We start from the raw sequence: 14,279 nt of genomic DNA, 5'->3' as shown, positions 1-14,279 counted from the left end.
TCACCCAGCTGGGGCAGGCGCCTGAGGGGCGGGCGCCTGAGGGGCGGGCGCCTGGGGGGTGGCCGGAGCGGCCGGCTGACCGGACTGATTCTGTTCGCCCTGGGGCGCGCCGATACCGGCCTGAGCGCCGTCGAGCTTGGCGACCAGCCACTTGCCGTCCTCTTTGTGCAGGTCCAGCCAGATAAGCATCAGTTCCTTGCCGCCCGACGGCGCCAGTGTGCTCGTACCACTGACCTCCATCAGCACACTCGTCTTCGCGGAGTCGGTGTCGAAACTGGTGACCGACACCGACTTCACGGTCGGGGTCGCCTTAACGTTCAGATCCTTGACGGCCTTGGTCCCGTCGGACTGCTGCTGCTCCAGATGTTGACGGAACTCACCGGTGGACAAGGGGCCGAGTAGCTCCTTCATGTTCCCGATGTTGTCGGTGTTCATCGTGCTGACCAACTTGACCGAGAACTCCTCCGACGCCGCCTTGCTGTCGTCGAAGGCGGCGAGTTCCTGCCGCTGGTGATAGTAGCCCCAGCCCAGCAGTACGACCCCGACGACCACGGCGATCACAACGACCGTGGCCAGGACCTTCACCAGCCCACGGGTCGTGAAGGTCAGCGAGATCTCGCGTCCGCCAGACGATTTCGGGCGTTCGGGATCGGCGGCCGCGTCGGCGGCCGTGGTCACCGAGGCCGCGGTCACCGAGGCCGCGGTGCCGGAGCGTCGGCCCGCGGTCCGAGCGGATTTCGTCTGTGGACGCGGCGCCTTCGGTGCCGGCTCGGCCGGCTCGTCGGCGCTGTCGGCCACCTTGCCATCGGCGTCGAGATCCGCGTCGTCCCGCGGCGTGGGGTCGGTGTGGGCGGCGTCCTCGGGACGGGGTGATCCGAACTCTGTCGAGTCATCATTCGGTCCGTCGGAGTTGTTGTCCTGCTTGGTCATTCCTTCTCTTCACATCACTTGTCGAGCGGCACTGTCCGCGCATTCGGGTCATAGCCGGGCGGCGGACCGGCGGTGTCGTCGCCCGGGGGTCGAGGTGCGTTCGCCGATCCGCGAACCTGTTGCCGCGGGTCTTCGGTCACACAGTACAGATTGGTGGGCACGGTCAGTTCCAAGATCTTCGTCGGTCGCACCGGGGTGACGGCGTAGTTGCAACTCGGACGAGGGAAGATCGAGCCGAACGCCCACCACGCGCCACCGTGGAACATCGAGAGGCTCTTGACCCCGGCGTCGCGGATCGACGGGAGTAGATTCGCGATCGCGGGTGCCCGCAGCGCACCCTGCCGCGCCACGTCCACGAATTGCTGGAGCACGTCGGACACCGGGTCCCGGATCTGGTTCAGGGAGCCGGTCAGACTCGTCAGTTGCGACGGCCCTCGATCGAGCAGGGTGCGGATCTCCTTGTCGGACGCCACCGCCGCGTTCACGATGGTGCTCAACGAGGAGACCGTGGTCCCCAGATCCGGCTGGATGTTCGCGGTGGTCTTCAGGATCGTGCCGGTGTCGGAGATCAGCTTCTTCGTCTGCGGCAGGACGAGTGCCAGATCCGCGAAGATGGTGCCGCCCGAGACGAACAGTGCGCGCAGGTCGTTGTCGTCGGAGCCGTCCGAGCCGAGTGCCACCTCGAGGTTGTCGACCGCCGACCGCAGCTTGACCGGATCGATCTGCTCCACGACGTTGAGGGACGCCTCCAGCGTCTCGGGGAACGGTGCCGTCACCCGGGTCTGGTTCACCTGGATGACGTCGCCGTCGGCGAAATACGGACCGTCGGCGGTGGCCGGTTCGAAGTCGACGTACTGTTCACCCGCCGCCGAGAGACCGAGCGCGGCGACGACCGCGTTGCGGTTGATCTTGACGTCGTCGCTGATCTTGACCGTCACGTCGACCTGTTTCGGCTGCACACGGATCGACTCCACCTCACCGACCCGGGCGCCACGCAGCATGACGCCGGAGGTGTCCTGGAGTCCACCGGAACTCGTGAAGTGCACGGTCATCTCATACGTGCCCTTGAACGGATCCCAGCGGAGCGTGCCGAACGACAGGTACGCCAGCCCGACGAGCATCACCAGGATCAGCCCGATGTTCCCGACGAGAACCGAGTGCCCGCGCACCCATGTGAACGGTCCGGACACGACTCTCATCCGCAGCACCCCCGCGTTCCGGTGAGGCGCGCCAGCAGTCGGGTCAACGTCTGCTGCAACGCTCTCGAGCCCTCGTCCACGTCCTGCAACTCGGGCAGGCGACTCGCCGAGTCGAACCCTGCGCCGGGATTGAGGTAGTAGACCTTCGCCGACAGTGCCGCGGCACTACCGGGCGTCGACTTGACCCACTTGGGAGTCAGCGTGGCCAGATTGTCCGAGAGCGGACCGAGGACGCTCGCGGCGCCGCGCAGACCCTTCAGCGCGGTCGACAGGTGTCCGATGAGCTCGACGAGATTGTCCTGGTCGGAGTTCAGGAAGTCGTTGGTCGCCGCGGTCACCCGGTTGGTCTTGTCCAGGGTCGTCAGGATCTGACCGATCTGGCCGTTCACCGCGTTGACCGCGGGTGCGAGTTTGTTGATCGACGCCATGATCTGGGCTCGTCCGTCGGCGAGCTGACCGGTCAACACCTGCATGTTCCGCATCGACTCGTCGACCTCGGTGGAGTTCTTGTTGAACTTGGTGATCGCAGTGGTGAGGCCCTCGATCGAACCGGACAGCTCATCCGGATGCGCCGACACCGCGCTGCTCAACTCCGTCAGGATCCCCTGCAGTGAGCTCAGGGATCCGCTGTCGACCAGACCCGAGGTGCTCACGAGTAGATCCTCGACGGTCGCGGCGGCGGAAGTCGGCCCGTCGAGGTTGTCGCCGTCGCCGAGATACCCCGACGGCGCGCCCTTCGGGGGCAGGAGTGCGACGAACACGTCGCCGAGCGGAGTCGCCTGCCGCAGTTCGGCACCGGTACCGGTCGGCAGCTTGGACTCCTTGCTGACGTTCATGGTGACCACCGCCGAGTAGTCCTGCGCGACTATGTCGGTGACCTGCCCCACGTCGGTTCCGTAGAGCTTGACCTTCGCGCGCGTCGGCAGGTTGAGCGCATTGTCGAACTTCGCGGTCAAACGAATCGAGTCTCCGATGCCGCCGGGAGCGGGCAACGGGATCTGTTCGACGGTGAGGCCTGGTACCACGCCGCAGCCCGACATCGACACGACCGCGGCCACGAGCAGCATCATCAGGGCTCCCCGCGAGGCCCGTCGGCCGCGGCCATCGGCGCGCTGGACTCGGAAGGGTCCGATGCCATCTCGGGTCATTTCGTCAGCTCCAACATCGCCGAGAACACACCGAGGTCCGGCCCGAAATCCTTGAGCTGGCCAGTGCGGCATCCGTTCTTCTGGAGGTTGATGGCCTGGCAGAAGGTCGACAACGCCTCGGTGTCGATCAACGACTTGTCGAGCAGCACCTGTGCGCGCCAGGCCCCCTGCTCGGCCGAGACCGAGTTGCTGAGGTTCTGGAACAGTAATGGTCCCAGGTCGATCGTCTCCACCACCTGCCGAGAGAAGTCACTGAGGTTCTCGGCCAGCGCGGCGAGGCGGCCGGTCGACGACCCGATCGCTCCCGCATTGTTCCGCAGGAACGCGGTGGTGTTCTGCAACGCGACGTTCAGGTCGCCCAGCGTCGCCTGCAGACCCGGCGCCTGCGTGCGGAGCATCTGCGCGACGTCGTTGATGGAGTTGGAGAACGCGGTCATCTTCGGATAGTTGGACACCAGCGTGGAGGTCAGTCCCTGCACGGTCTTGATGATCTCCATCAGCGCACCACCGTTTCCGGATGCCACCTCCGAGGCCTTGCTGAGTTGGTTGAACGCCTCACGCATCCGTTCGCCGTTGCCACTGGTGATGCCGGAGGTGATGTCGACCAGGTCGGCGACCGGTCCCTCACCGGGCTGATCACCCGACAGCGACTTGACCAGCCCGTCGATCGAGTCGAACAGTTCGCCGGTCGAGACCGGGCTCTTCGTCTGCTGGATCACCGAGCCGTCGGTGAGCTTGTCACCCTCGGAGTAGGCCGGGGACAGCTCGATGTGCCGGGTTGTCACGATGGACGTGTTGACGATGGCCGCGGTCGCGTTGGCGGGCACCGGGACATCCTTGTCGACGGTGAAGGTCACCTTCACCCGGTTGCCCTGCTGCTGCACACCGGTCACCTGGCCGACCGGCATCCCGAGCACCGAGACGTCGTTGCTCGTATAGAGGCCGGCCACGTCATCGAAGTATGCGGTGACCTGAATGGCCGAGCCGAACGCCGCGGTCCACTTCGCCGGGATGAGCGAACAGCCGGACAGGCCCAGCACCACCAGGAGCGCCAGGGCGACCATCGACAACGGTCGGCGCAGGCCGGAGACTCCACGTGCGGAGATCAGCATCCGTCCACCACCCTTGCCAGACACAGCCAGTTGTCCGGGAAGATCCCCCAGGGAAGATAGCCATTCGCGTACGGACCGTCGCCGATGATGTTGTTGGTGAGTCGCGCGGTGACCGGGAGCACCTCGAGCAGCTTGCGCAGGTTGGCGCGATTCTTCTCCAGTCCCTGTGACATCGTGTTGAGGTTTGCCATGATCGGCGCGAACTGGTCGCCGTTCTCACGGGCCACTGCTCGCGCCTGCTCGGTGAGCTGGGCGATCCCGTCGAGCATCCTCGTCACCAAGGCCTCACGCGCGGTGATCTTCTCGGCGAGCTGACGACCCTGGCCCACGATGATCGACAACTGTGTCTGACTGTCGTCGACGATCCCCGTCACCGACTTCGTGTCGCTGACGAGTTGATTGATCTGATCCCGGCGGTTGGTTATCACCTTCGACATCGCCGTCAGCGAGTCGAGCGTCGGCTTGGTCACCGCAGGAGCACCGGCGAGCTGCCGGTTGAGGGTACGCAGGCTGTCGGCGAAGCTCTCGTCGTCGATCCCGGCGATGATCGGGGTGCCTTGTTCGATGGTCTTCTGCAGATCGTAGGGGACGCTCGTCTGCGCGATCCGCCCGTCGGCGGCCTGGGTGGGCGAATCCCCCAGCGACACATCGACATATCGCTGCCCGAGCAGCGTGGACATCTTGATCTCGGCAGAACCGTTCGATGTGACGTTCACGTCGCCATCGACCTTCATCGTGACGGTCACGTGGTTCCCGTCGAGTTCGGTCGAGCTCACCTCGCCCTTGTCGATGCCGGCCACCCGGACCTTGTCCCCGGGTCGGATACCACCCGCCTGGGCGAACTCACCGGTGTAGGTCTTCTTTCCGAGGTGCGCCTGCGCGAGACTGGTGACGCCCAGCACCAGCAGCACGATCACCACGGCGCCGGCCAGCCCGTACCAGAAGCGCCGGTGGCCGTCGAAGTGTCTGCGCCACCTGTTCATCGACACACCTCCGAATGCTTGGTGCCACCGATCTTGTTGATGATGCCGGGCGGCAAGAGCACGTCTCCGATCGCGATGTCGAGGTCGCAGGCGTAGATGTTCAGGTAGTCGCCCTGACCGAGGACCAGCGGGAAGTGACCGAGGAAGATCGGCAGCTGGCCCGCCATCCGGTCGAGCTTGGCGCCGTTGGCGATGAGGGTGGAGGTAGCCGCTCGCGCGTCGGTCGCCGCGGCCGACAGCGAGCTGCGACTCTGGCCGAGCACGTCCGCGAATCCGCTTGCGGTCTGCCCGATCTGGGACACCGACTTACCGAAGGCGGCCGAGTTGGCGTTGAGATTCTCGATCAGCCCCGAGATGCTGTCGATCACCGTGCCGACCTGGCCGCCCTGCTTGGCCAGGTCACGCATGACCGCGCTCAGGTTGTTGATGATCGACCCGATCACGACATCGCGATCGGCCATGTCCGAGGCGAGCTGCCCCACCTCGGCGACGGTGTAGCTCAGCGACACCTTGTTGCCCTGGAAGGCCTGGATCAGGCCCTCCGACAGTGCATTCACCTGTTCGGGTTTCAGGGTCTCGAACACCGGCTGGAATCCGGCGAGCAGTCGGGTCACGTCGAACGAGTCCTCGGACGGCTGTCGGAGAGATGACCCGGCCGTCAGCGGCGCGCTGTCGGCTCCCTTCACCAACGTGAGAGACAGGTACCGCTGACCGATGAGGTTCTGATAGCGGATCGCCGCCTGGGTGTTGGTGAACATGGGCTGATCGGTCTGGACGTCGAAGGTGACCCGGGCACGACCGTCGTCGAGGGAGATGTCGTGGACCCGGCCCACCCGCACGCCGGCCATCCGGACGTCGTCGCCGGTCGCGAGCCCGGAGGCATCGTTGAAATAGGTGGTGAAGGAGTTCGTGTTCCCCGGCAGCGACCGCTCCAGGGTGGACCAGATGATGTACGTCAGGAGCATCGCGACGATCGCGAACACCGTGAAGCCGATCAGTGGTTTGCGGATGCTGGACTGCCCGTGGCTCATCGACCGCCTCCCTGCTGTCCGTCCGGGTTCCCCGGCCTGATCGAGCTCGACTGGACCAGCGGCCCGAGCATCAATGTGTCCGCGGCACCCGGCTTGCGCTTGAGCGCCGTGCCGAGGGTCTTGTCGTCCGACGAGGTGGTCACCGATCCTGCGGCGGACGCGTTGCGGCGCATGCCGTCCGAAGGATAGATCATCAACGGACCGGAACTCGTCGGCCCAGTGCCGGTGCCCGGGCCCACACACCCCGGGGCGCGCGTCTGGCCGTAGGGGCCACCGTTGTAGACAGGGCAGTTCTGTCGTGTGTACCGCTGATACGCACCGAAGCTCACACCGATGTTGAGCTGCGCATGACCGTTGACACCGGTGAACACGGTCAGCGCCTTGGCCGCGAGATTGTTCAGCGCCGACAGCGACTGCGGCAACGCGTCCGGCTCCAGCACGGCGGCACCGACCATCGTGTTGAGATCACGCACCACCCGCTTGCCCCGATCACCGTTGGCCGCGAAGAGCGCCTGCGTCTCGTCCAGGACGCCCTCGCCGGCGGACAGGAGGGCGGTGAGATCCTGCTGTTTCTCGGCGATGGTCATCGCCGGGATCACACTGCGGCCCAAGGTGTCCAGCAACTGCGGCGTCGACTGGGAGAGTCCCTTGACGGCGTTGTTGAAGTTGTCGAAACCCGACGGCGCACCCGGCGGGAACTGGGCGTTGATGGTGCGCCAGTAGTTGTCCAGCAGCGGGACGAAGGCGCCGAACACCGCACCGCCGCCCTTCAGCGCATCCGAGATGGTCCCGAGGACCGAGGCGAGATCCTCCGGCGGTACGGCCTGCAGCAGGGTCCGCAGTTCGTTCTGCGCATCCTGCAACCGGATCGTCGGCAGGGTCTCGTCGGCCGGGATCGTGGCGTCCGAGGACAGACCCTGGCCGCTCGGCTGTCCGGGCGCGACCAGTTCGACGGAGTTGACGCCGAACAGGTTCGACGGCACCGTCCGTGCGGTGACGTTGCTGGGGATGCCCGTCGCCTGGTCGGGATCGATGTCGATGCCGACGTTCTTGTACTGGAGGTTGCCCGGCCCGACGTCGCCGCTGAGATCGATGGACTTCACCGCCCCGACGATCAGTCCGTTGTAACGGACATCGGCGTCGGTGAGCAACCCGTCGCCCACGTCGGTCAGTTTGGCGGTGACCGGGACCGTCGAGGTGAAAGTGCCCTGATACCGCAGGAAGAGCAGGACGAACAAGATGACGAGGGCGACGAGGAACGCGAGTCCGCGCAGTACGTACTGCAGCAGCGAGGGATTGCGGCCGTCGGTGGCGATGTCCATCGAATGCTCCCCCTAACCCGAGATCTTTATTCCGGGCGAGGTACCCCAGAACACGAGTGTCAGGACCAGGTTGGCGAAAACGATGACGATGATCGCCATGCGGATCGCGTGGCCGGCGGCCACCCCCACACCTTCAGGACCCCCGGAGGCGAAATAGCCGTAATAGCACTGGATGAACGTGGTCAGCAGGACGAAGACGACCACCTTGACGAACGAGGCGACCATGTCGGTGGAGACCAGGAACTGGTTGAAGTAGTAGGTATAGGTACCGGCGCCCTGGCCGCTCTGCAACTGGAACATGACCTGGCAGGCCAGGTAGTTCGCGGCCAGCGACACCGCATACAGCGGCACGATCGCCAGAACGGCCGCCGACATCCGGGTGGTGACGAGGTAGGGCAGCGGGCGGATGGCGATGGATTCGAGCGCGTCGATCTCCTCGCTGATCCGCATCGATCCGAGCTGCGCGGTGAATCGGCATCCCGACTGGGCGGTGAACGCGGTGGCCGCAAGCAGTGGCGCGATCTCACGGGTGGTGGCGAAGGCCGACAGGCCGCCGGTGACCGGAGACATGCCGAGCAGGTTGAGGGCGGTGTATCCCTCGATGCCCACGGTGGCCCCGCCCATGACGCCGAGGATCACCATCACGCCGACCGTGCCGCCGCCGACGACGATCGCACCATTGCCCCAGGCGACATCCGACAGCAGGCGCCAGACCTCTTTGCGGTAGTGGGTGAAGGCGATCGGGACCGCGCCGATCGACTTGACCAGGAAGGTGATGAGGTGGCCCATCGCGGCGAGCATTCCGCGTGGGCCCCGGTAGATCGCCTTGGCCGCCTCGAGCGGCCGGAGCGCGGGGGGCACATACCGTGATGCGGTCATCTCACACCACCTTCGCCGGAACGAGGATGGCGAACAGCTGGGTCAAGGCGACATTCACGGTGAACAACAGCAGCACGGAGTTGACCACCGCGGCGTTGACCGAGTTGGCCACACCAGCCGGACCGCCCTTGGTGGTCAGTCCGCGATCACAGGCGACCACCGCGACGATGGCACCGAAGATCACCGCCTTGATGATCGCGAAGGCGAGGTCGGAGGTGGATGCGAAGGACGCGAATGTGCCGGTGTAGCTACCGGGCGTACCGCCCTGGAAGTAGACGTTGAAGACGTATCCGGTGATGAACCCGACGAAGCAGACGAAGCCGCACAGCAGGAAGCTCACCACCATGGTGGCCAGCAGGCGCGGGGAGATCAGGCGCTGGATCGGGTTGACCCCCATCACCTTCATCGCGTCTATCTCGTCGCGGATGGTTCGTGAGCCGAGGTCGGCGGCGATGGCCGAGCCGACCGCGCCGGCCAGCAGCAGCGACGTCACCAGTGGCGCGCCCTGCCGGATCACCCCCAGGCCGGTCGCCGCGCCTGAGAACGAGGTCGCGCCGATCTGACCGGCGATGTTGGACACCTGGATCGAGACGATCACCCCGATCGGGATCGCGACCAGCAGCGTCGGAAACACCGAGGTGCTCGACATGAACGCGCATTGGCGGATGAACTCACCGAATGGGAACCGGCGCTTGACGATGTCGACGATGAGGACCCTGAAGACCTCGACGAACATGCCCATCTGCCGACCGAAGGTGTCGAACGAGGCCATGACGTGGTCGCGGAACCACCGGCGCACTCCACCCGAGCCCGCATGTGTTGCCTCCCCGTTCGAGGTCACCGCGTCAGTACTCAATCCCCTACCCTCGCGTGTCGGCTGCCCCCGTCGCCGGGTTCAGTCAGATGTGTCGATCGAGCGGCCGACGCGGCCACCATCCCGCACACCATGTCGATGCGGGCCCCCTGGTGGGCCGACCCCCGCTGGTAAATATATCTGATATCTCCAATCCGTCTGTGTCACGGGTCACACTACCGACATCTGCGCCTGTCACAGCGGCGACATACCTTGTGTTTCGTGACCGATAAGTCGAAAGCTCCCGACACCATAACTGGGACGACCGACCAACGTGAGGACATATCGAGCTTTCCGATCCCGGCGCGGCCTTTCGTCCCGCCGCCCACGGTGGTCGACATCCGGGTCTGGGCCCCGCGTGCACACAGCGTCGTGATGCTCGCCGACGCCGGCGATGGCCAGGTCGAGTTCCCGATGCGCCGAGACCCGACGGCAGCGGGGCACGACGCGGCGCAGTGGTGGGTTCCGGCGGTCGAAGGCCACACGGCGGATCTGGCGGAACTGCGGTATCGCTTTGTCGTCGACGACGACGAGCCGGTCCCCGATCCGCGTTCGGTCCGACTGCCCGACGGCGTCCACGGCAGCTCGGCGCTGCATCGTCTCGACGAGTCGTCGTGGTCCGACGACGACTGGCCCGGCATCGACGTCCGCGGGTCCGTGCTCTACGAGCTGCACGTCGGAACCTTCACCGCCGAAGGCACATTCGATGCCGCGATCGGGCAGCTCGACCACCTGGTGAGCCTCGGTGTCGACGTCGTCGAGGTCATGCCGGTCAACGCGTTCAACGGGACCCACGGCTGGGGCTACGACGGTGTCGCGTGGTACGCGGTGCACGAACCCTACGGCGGCCCGGACGGCTTCGCCCGATTCGTCGACGCATGTCACCGGCGCGGTCTCGGCGTGGTGCTCGACGTCGTATACAACCATCTCGGGCCGTCGGGCAACCATCTCCCCCGGTTCGGCCCGTACCTCACCGAGGGAACCAACAGCTGGGGCTCCGCGCTGAACCTGTCGGAGCCGAATTCGGACGAGGTCCGTACCTACATCATCGCCAACGCGCTGCGCTGGCTGCGCGACTTCCACGTCGACGGGTTACGTCTCGACGCCGTCCACGCGCTGATCGATCACCGGGCTGTCCATCTGCTCGAGGAACTGGCCATCGCGACCGATGCGCTCGCCGTCGAACTCCGCCGGCCACTGACACTGATCGCGGAGAGCGACCTCAACGATCCGCGACTGATCTTGCCCCGCGAACTCGGCGGCTACGGACTCGGCGCGCAGTGGGACGACGACGTCCACCACGCGATCCACACCGCGGTGTCCGGTGAGCGGCAGGGTTACTACGCCGATTTCGGCAGCCTCGAGGCACTGTCGAAGGTGCTGCGGGGCGGGTTCTTCCACGACGGCACCTATTCCTCGTTCCGCCGACGCCATCATGGTCGTCCGATACCGACCGATCTGGTCGCCGCGGAGGCGCTGGTGGCCTACACGTGCAATCACGACCAGATCGGCAATCGGGCCGTCGGCGACCGGCCGTCGGCCTATCTCACCGGCGGCCGGCTCGCCATCAAGGCGGCACTCGTGTTGCTCTCGCCATTCACCCCGATGTTGTTCATGGGCGAGGAGTGGGCGGCCCGGACGCCGTTCGCATTCTTCACCTCACACCCCGAGCCGGAGCTCGGTCGAGCGACGGCGGACGGCAGGCGCGCGGAGTTCGCCGACCACGGCTGGGACACTGCGGAGATCCCGGATCCCCAGGACCCGGAGACGTTCCGGTCGTCGAAGCTCGACTGGTCCGAGCTGGACCGGCCGGCCCATCGTCGGATGTTCGACTTCTACCGCGAGCTGATCGGACTGCGCAAGCGCGAAGAGGATCTCCGTCACGGCGATTTCTCCTCGGTCACAACATCATTCGATGAAACAACGGGCTGGTTTGCGATGTTCCGCGGCGGATGGTGCGTGGTCTGCGTCCTGAATGGAACCGAGACGACCGTACCGGTCGACGTGACGCCCGAGCTCTGGTGGGAGGAACCCACGATCGCGGACGGAGTGCTGCGCAGCAGTGGGCACAACGTGGTGATCGGCCGGCTCCGGTGACCGGTCAGGTCAGGTCAGGTCAGGTCAGGTCAGGTAATCGTAGGCCGGGGTACCGGGTTCGAGTCGCTCGCAATGCAGCCGTGAGTGCGCCATCCGGTCCATCAGACCGACGAGACCCTCGGGTTCACCGAGCTCCACACCGACCAGCGCGGCCCCGGTCTCCCGGTTGTTCCGCTTGACGTACTCGAACAGCGTGATGTCGTCGTCGGGGCCGAGCACGTCGTCGAGGAACCTCCGCAACGCCCCGGGCTCCTGCGGGAAATCCACCAGGAAGTAGTGCTTGAGCCCCTTGTGGACGAGTGAACGTTCGATGATCTCGCCGTACCGGGACACGTCGTTGTTGCCGCCGGAGATCAGGCACACCACGGTGGCGTCGGCGGGCAGTTCCAGAGCGGACAGTCCGGTCACGGCAAGTGCACCGGCAGGCTCGGCGATGATGCCCTCGTTCTGATACAGCGCGAGCATGGTCGAGCAGATGGCCCCCTCGTCGACGTGCGTGATGTGCGTTGCGCCCGGGCGGGGTCGGTACCGGACACCGTCCTCGAGCACGCCGACCTGTGGTTTCGGCGCGATGCCGGGCAGGCTCGGGTGCTCGGTGATGGTCGCGTCGAGATCCGCCATCACCCGGTGGCCGATGCTGCCGATGCGCTTGACCGCCGCGCCGTCGACGAAAGGATCGATGGTGTCGAGGGTGACGGGACCACCGGCCGCCAGCGCCGCGGTCAGCGAGACGGCGCCGGTCGGCTCCACCCCCACGATCGCGACGTCGTCGCTGAGCGACCGGAAATAGGTCGCGATCCCGGCGAGACAGCCACCGCCACCGACGGGCGCGACCACCACGTCGGGCACCGTCCCGAGTTGCTCGACGATCTCGTAGGCGATGGTCCCCTGCCCCGCGGCGGTACGTGGATCGTCGAACGCGTGGATCCAGGACGCACCGGTGCGCATGACGTCCGACTGCGCCGCGGCCGCCGCCGCGTCGTAGGTCTCGCCGACGGCGATCAGATCGACGAAGTCTCCACCGTGCCAACGGATTCGGTCACGCTTCTGCTTCGGAGTGGTGGTCGGCACGTAGATCCGTCCGGGCACCTTCATGGACCGGCACGCATAGGCGACACCCTGTGCGTGATTGCCGGCACTCGCCGCGACCACGCCGCGGGCGAGTTCCTGCTCGGAGAGTTGGGCCATCACGTTGTAGGCGCCGCGAATCTTGTACGAGCGCACCGTCTGCAGGTCCTCACGCTTGAGGAAGACCCGGGCCCCGGCGTCTGCCGAGATCCGCGGTGATTCCTCGAGTGGCGTGCGGGCGACAGCCTCGGCGATCCGCGCGACCGACGCCGTGATGGCGTCCGCGGTCAACGTCGGGCCGTGCTGATGAACCGGTGCCTCCTGCGTACTCACGCCCTCCATGCTCTCACCCGGCGCGATGATGGCGCATCGGGAGGTCCAGCGCAGGCAGATCGGAAATGGTCGACGGGGACCCACCGCGGGCATACACTCCACAGAGGTCAACGAACCAGTCGTCCCCGAGATTGCGCGTGATCGACCGGCGGGCGGCGTCCAACCTCGGGAGGCCGAGATGTTCCGACGCTCCACATCGTCCGATTGCGCCGACGACACTGCGCCGGCAGCGCCCCCGAGATCAGGGCGACGCACCGCGCGACGACGACTGATCGCCACCTCCTCGGTGATCACACTCGCCGCCGGGCTGTTCACCGCGCTGTCGGCGGCCCCGGCCTCGGCGGCGCCGGTGTGCGCGGGCGCCGGGCAGGCGCCGCGCCTCGTCGGCTCGGTCCCCGGGGCAGCACTCGAAGGATTGACCGTCGACGCCGGTGGCCGGCTCTATACGACCGATCTGGTCTCGGGAAGGGTCTTCCGGCTGTCGGCGCCGGGCGCACGGCCGGTGCCGATCGCGCGCGTCCCCGAAGGCGGCGCCGGCGCACTGGCGTGGGCTCGGGACGGCGCATTGCTCGTCGGCTACGGCGCCGATCCCCGCGTCGTTGTCGGGGACTCGCTCCGGCACGCGGGCATCGCGCGTCTGAACGTGGCCAACCTGGCTCTCCGCCCCTGGGTACGCGGCTTCTCGGCCACCAACGGGATGGATACGGCAGCGAGCGGAATCGTCTATGCCACCAATGATTTCGGCAACCTGATCGGGCGTGCCTATCCCAACGGCGCAGTGCAGGCCGACTGGGGTTCGCTGCCCAGCGCCAACGGCGCGGTCCTCGGAAAGGGCGACCGGTGGCTGTACGTGTCCCGCACCTTTGTGAATCCGGGCGTCAGCCGCATCTCGACCGCCAACCCTCGCGTGGTGCAGAGCCTGCTCGATCTGGGCGGGAACATCACCGCAGGCCCGGATGGGTTGACACTGGATTCCAAGGAGCGGCCGGTGGTTCCGTTCAACGGGGCCGGCCAGATCGTCCGGATCACCTCACCGGGACGCTACTGCGTTCTCGGTTCGGGAATCCCCACATCCAGTGTGCTGTCCTACGGTCGGGGAAACCGCGGCTTCGCTGCGGGCCATCTCTACCGGGCGGGCTTCGACGGACGGATCTACGAGATCCCGGGCGGATTCGATCGGGGCGCCACGGCGGCGGTCCCGAGCTGAGCGGCGCCCTCGTCGGGCAGTCCGGGTCCTCGGAGGGAATCCTGGTTCGCTCGACGGCACCACGGTGTGCACACACTCCACGGAGGTCGACGAATCAGCCGTCCACCGGAACCTTGT

General features: G+C 66.4%; 12 protein-coding genes. 2 read left to right on the top strand and 10 right to left on the bottom strand.

All coding sequences use genetic code 11. The features are described 5' to 3' along the window. From ACPXCG_RS11265 to ACPXCG_RS11225, 9 genes are read right to left on the bottom strand one after another with little or no spacing between them, the layout of a single operon-like run. The gene (locus ACPXCG_RS11265; RefSeq protein WP_425791997.1) at nt 1-930 is read right to left on the bottom strand and encodes a hypothetical protein; all 930 of its coding nucleotides are present in this window, start codon (nt 928-930) and stop codon (nt 1-3) included. A 14-nt stretch (nt 931-944) separates the two neighbouring features. Then, entirely contained in the window at nt 945-2,129 is a 1,185-nt protein-coding gene (locus ACPXCG_RS11260) for an MlaD family protein (protein WP_425791995.1), read from the bottom strand. After that, nucleotides 2,126-3,277 carry an MlaD family protein gene (locus ACPXCG_RS11255; RefSeq protein ID WP_425791993.1) on the bottom strand — a complete coding sequence of 384 codons (1,152 nt, stop codon included), beginning with the start codon at nt 3,275-3,277 and terminating at the stop codon, nt 2,126-2,128. Before ACPXCG_RS11255 ends, ACPXCG_RS11260 begins: the two co-directional genes overlap by 4 nt. Next, on the bottom strand, nt 3,274-4,389 hold the full coding sequence (locus tag ACPXCG_RS11250) for an MCE family protein (protein WP_425791991.1): 1,116 nt from the start codon (nt 4,387-4,389) through the stop codon (nt 3,274-3,276). Before ACPXCG_RS11250 ends, ACPXCG_RS11255 begins: the two co-directional genes overlap by 4 nt. After that, complete coding sequence (locus tag ACPXCG_RS11245) at nt 4,383-5,372, bottom strand: MCE family protein (RefSeq protein WP_425791989.1); 990 nt, start codon at nt 5,370-5,372, stop codon at nt 4,383-4,385. The genes ACPXCG_RS11250 and ACPXCG_RS11245 overlap by 7 nt, the downstream gene beginning before the upstream one ends. Then, nucleotides 5,369-6,403 carry an MlaD family protein gene (locus ACPXCG_RS11240; protein WP_425791987.1) on the bottom strand — a complete coding sequence of 345 codons (1,035 nt, stop codon included), beginning with the start codon at nt 6,401-6,403 and terminating at the stop codon, nt 5,369-5,371. The genes ACPXCG_RS11245 and ACPXCG_RS11240 overlap by 4 nt, the downstream gene beginning before the upstream one ends. After that, on the bottom strand, nt 6,400-7,725 hold the full coding sequence (locus tag ACPXCG_RS11235; RefSeq protein WP_425791985.1) for an MlaD family protein: 1,326 nt from the start codon (nt 7,723-7,725) through the stop codon (nt 6,400-6,402). The genes ACPXCG_RS11240 and ACPXCG_RS11235 overlap by 4 nt, the downstream gene beginning before the upstream one ends. Nucleotides 7,726-7,737: 12 nt before the next feature. Beyond that, a complete protein-coding gene (locus tag ACPXCG_RS11230) occupies nt 7,738-8,604 on the bottom strand; it encodes an MlaE family ABC transporter permease (protein WP_425791983.1) in 867 nt (288 codons plus the stop codon). Nucleotide 8,605: 1 nt separating this feature from the next. Then, a complete protein-coding gene (locus ACPXCG_RS11225) occupies nt 8,606-9,460 on the bottom strand; it encodes an MlaE family ABC transporter permease (protein ID WP_425791981.1) in 855 nt (284 codons plus the stop codon). A 372-nt stretch (nt 9,461-9,832) separates the two neighbouring features. Here ACPXCG_RS11225 and treZ point away from each other — a divergent pair, with 372 nt between their 5' ends. Beyond that, nucleotides 9,833-11,554 (top strand): malto-oligosyltrehalose trehalohydrolase, encoded by a 1,722-nt coding sequence (gene treZ / locus ACPXCG_RS11220; RefSeq protein WP_425792112.1) that lies wholly within the window; start codon nt 9,833-9,835, stop codon nt 11,552-11,554. Between the two features lie 24 nt (nt 11,555-11,578). Here treZ and ilvA read toward each other — a convergent pair whose 3' ends face one another. Beyond that, the gene (ilvA, locus tag ACPXCG_RS11215; RefSeq protein WP_425791979.1) at nt 11,579-12,964 is read right to left on the bottom strand and encodes a threonine ammonia-lyase IlvA; all 1,386 of its coding nucleotides are present in this window, start codon (nt 12,962-12,964) and stop codon (nt 11,579-11,581) included. Between the two features lie 169 nt (nt 12,965-13,133). Between ilvA and ACPXCG_RS11210 the strand changes: the two genes are divergently transcribed. Further along, nucleotides 13,134-14,162: an SMP-30/gluconolactonase/LRE family protein gene (locus ACPXCG_RS11210; RefSeq protein ID WP_425791977.1), complete on the top strand. Its 1,029-nt coding sequence runs from the start codon at nt 13,134-13,136 to the stop codon at nt 14,160-14,162. Nucleotides 14,163-14,279: the final 117 nt, after the last annotated feature.

Origin of the sequence: Gordonia sp. DT218 (genome assembly GCF_049847105.1) — a bacterium.
Taxonomy (GTDB): Bacteria; Actinomycetota; Actinomycetes; order Mycobacteriales; family Mycobacteriaceae; genus Gordonia.
This window is presented reverse-complemented; position numbering and strand designations above follow the sequence as displayed.

What these genes read in the sequence shown, in the direction of transcription:
- ilvA (WP_425791979.1), bottom strand. Translation starts at nt 12,964, where the DNA reads ATGGAGGGCGTGAGTACGCAGGAGGCACCGGTTCATCAGCACGGCCCG.
- ACPXCG_RS11250 (WP_425791991.1), bottom strand. Translation starts at nt 4,389, where the DNA reads ATGCTGATCTCCGCACGTGGAGTCTCCGGCCTGCGCCGACCGTTGTCG.
- ACPXCG_RS11210 (WP_425791977.1), top strand. Translation starts at nt 13,134, where the DNA reads ATGTTCCGACGCTCCACATCGTCCGATTGCGCCGACGACACTGCGCCG.
- ACPXCG_RS11240 (WP_425791987.1), bottom strand. Translation starts at nt 6,403, where the DNA reads ATGAGCCACGGGCAGTCCAGCATCCGCAAACCACTGATCGGCTTCACG.
- treZ (WP_425792112.1), top strand. Translation starts at nt 9,833, where the DNA reads ATGCTCGCCGACGCCGGCGATGGCCAGGTCGAGTTCCCGATGCGCCGA.
- ACPXCG_RS11255 (WP_425791993.1), bottom strand. Translation starts at nt 3,277, where the DNA reads ATGACCCGAGATGGCATCGGACCCTTCCGAGTCCAGCGCGCCGATGGC.
- ACPXCG_RS11260 (WP_425791995.1), bottom strand. Translation starts at nt 2,129, where the DNA reads ATGAGAGTCGTGTCCGGACCGTTCACATGGGTGCGCGGGCACTCGGTT.
- ACPXCG_RS11230 (WP_425791983.1), bottom strand. Translation starts at nt 8,604, where the DNA reads ATGACCGCATCACGGTATGTGCCCCCCGCGCTCCGGCCGCTCGAGGCG.
- ACPXCG_RS11245 (WP_425791989.1), bottom strand. Translation starts at nt 5,372, where the DNA reads ATGAACAGGTGGCGCAGACACTTCGACGGCCACCGGCGCTTCTGGTAC.
- ACPXCG_RS11265 (WP_425791997.1), bottom strand. Translation starts at nt 930, where the DNA reads ATGACCAAGCAGGACAACAACTCCGACGGACCGAATGATGACTCGACA.
- ACPXCG_RS11235 (WP_425791985.1), bottom strand. Translation starts at nt 7,725, where the DNA reads ATGGACATCGCCACCGACGGCCGCAATCCCTCGCTGCTGCAGTACGTA.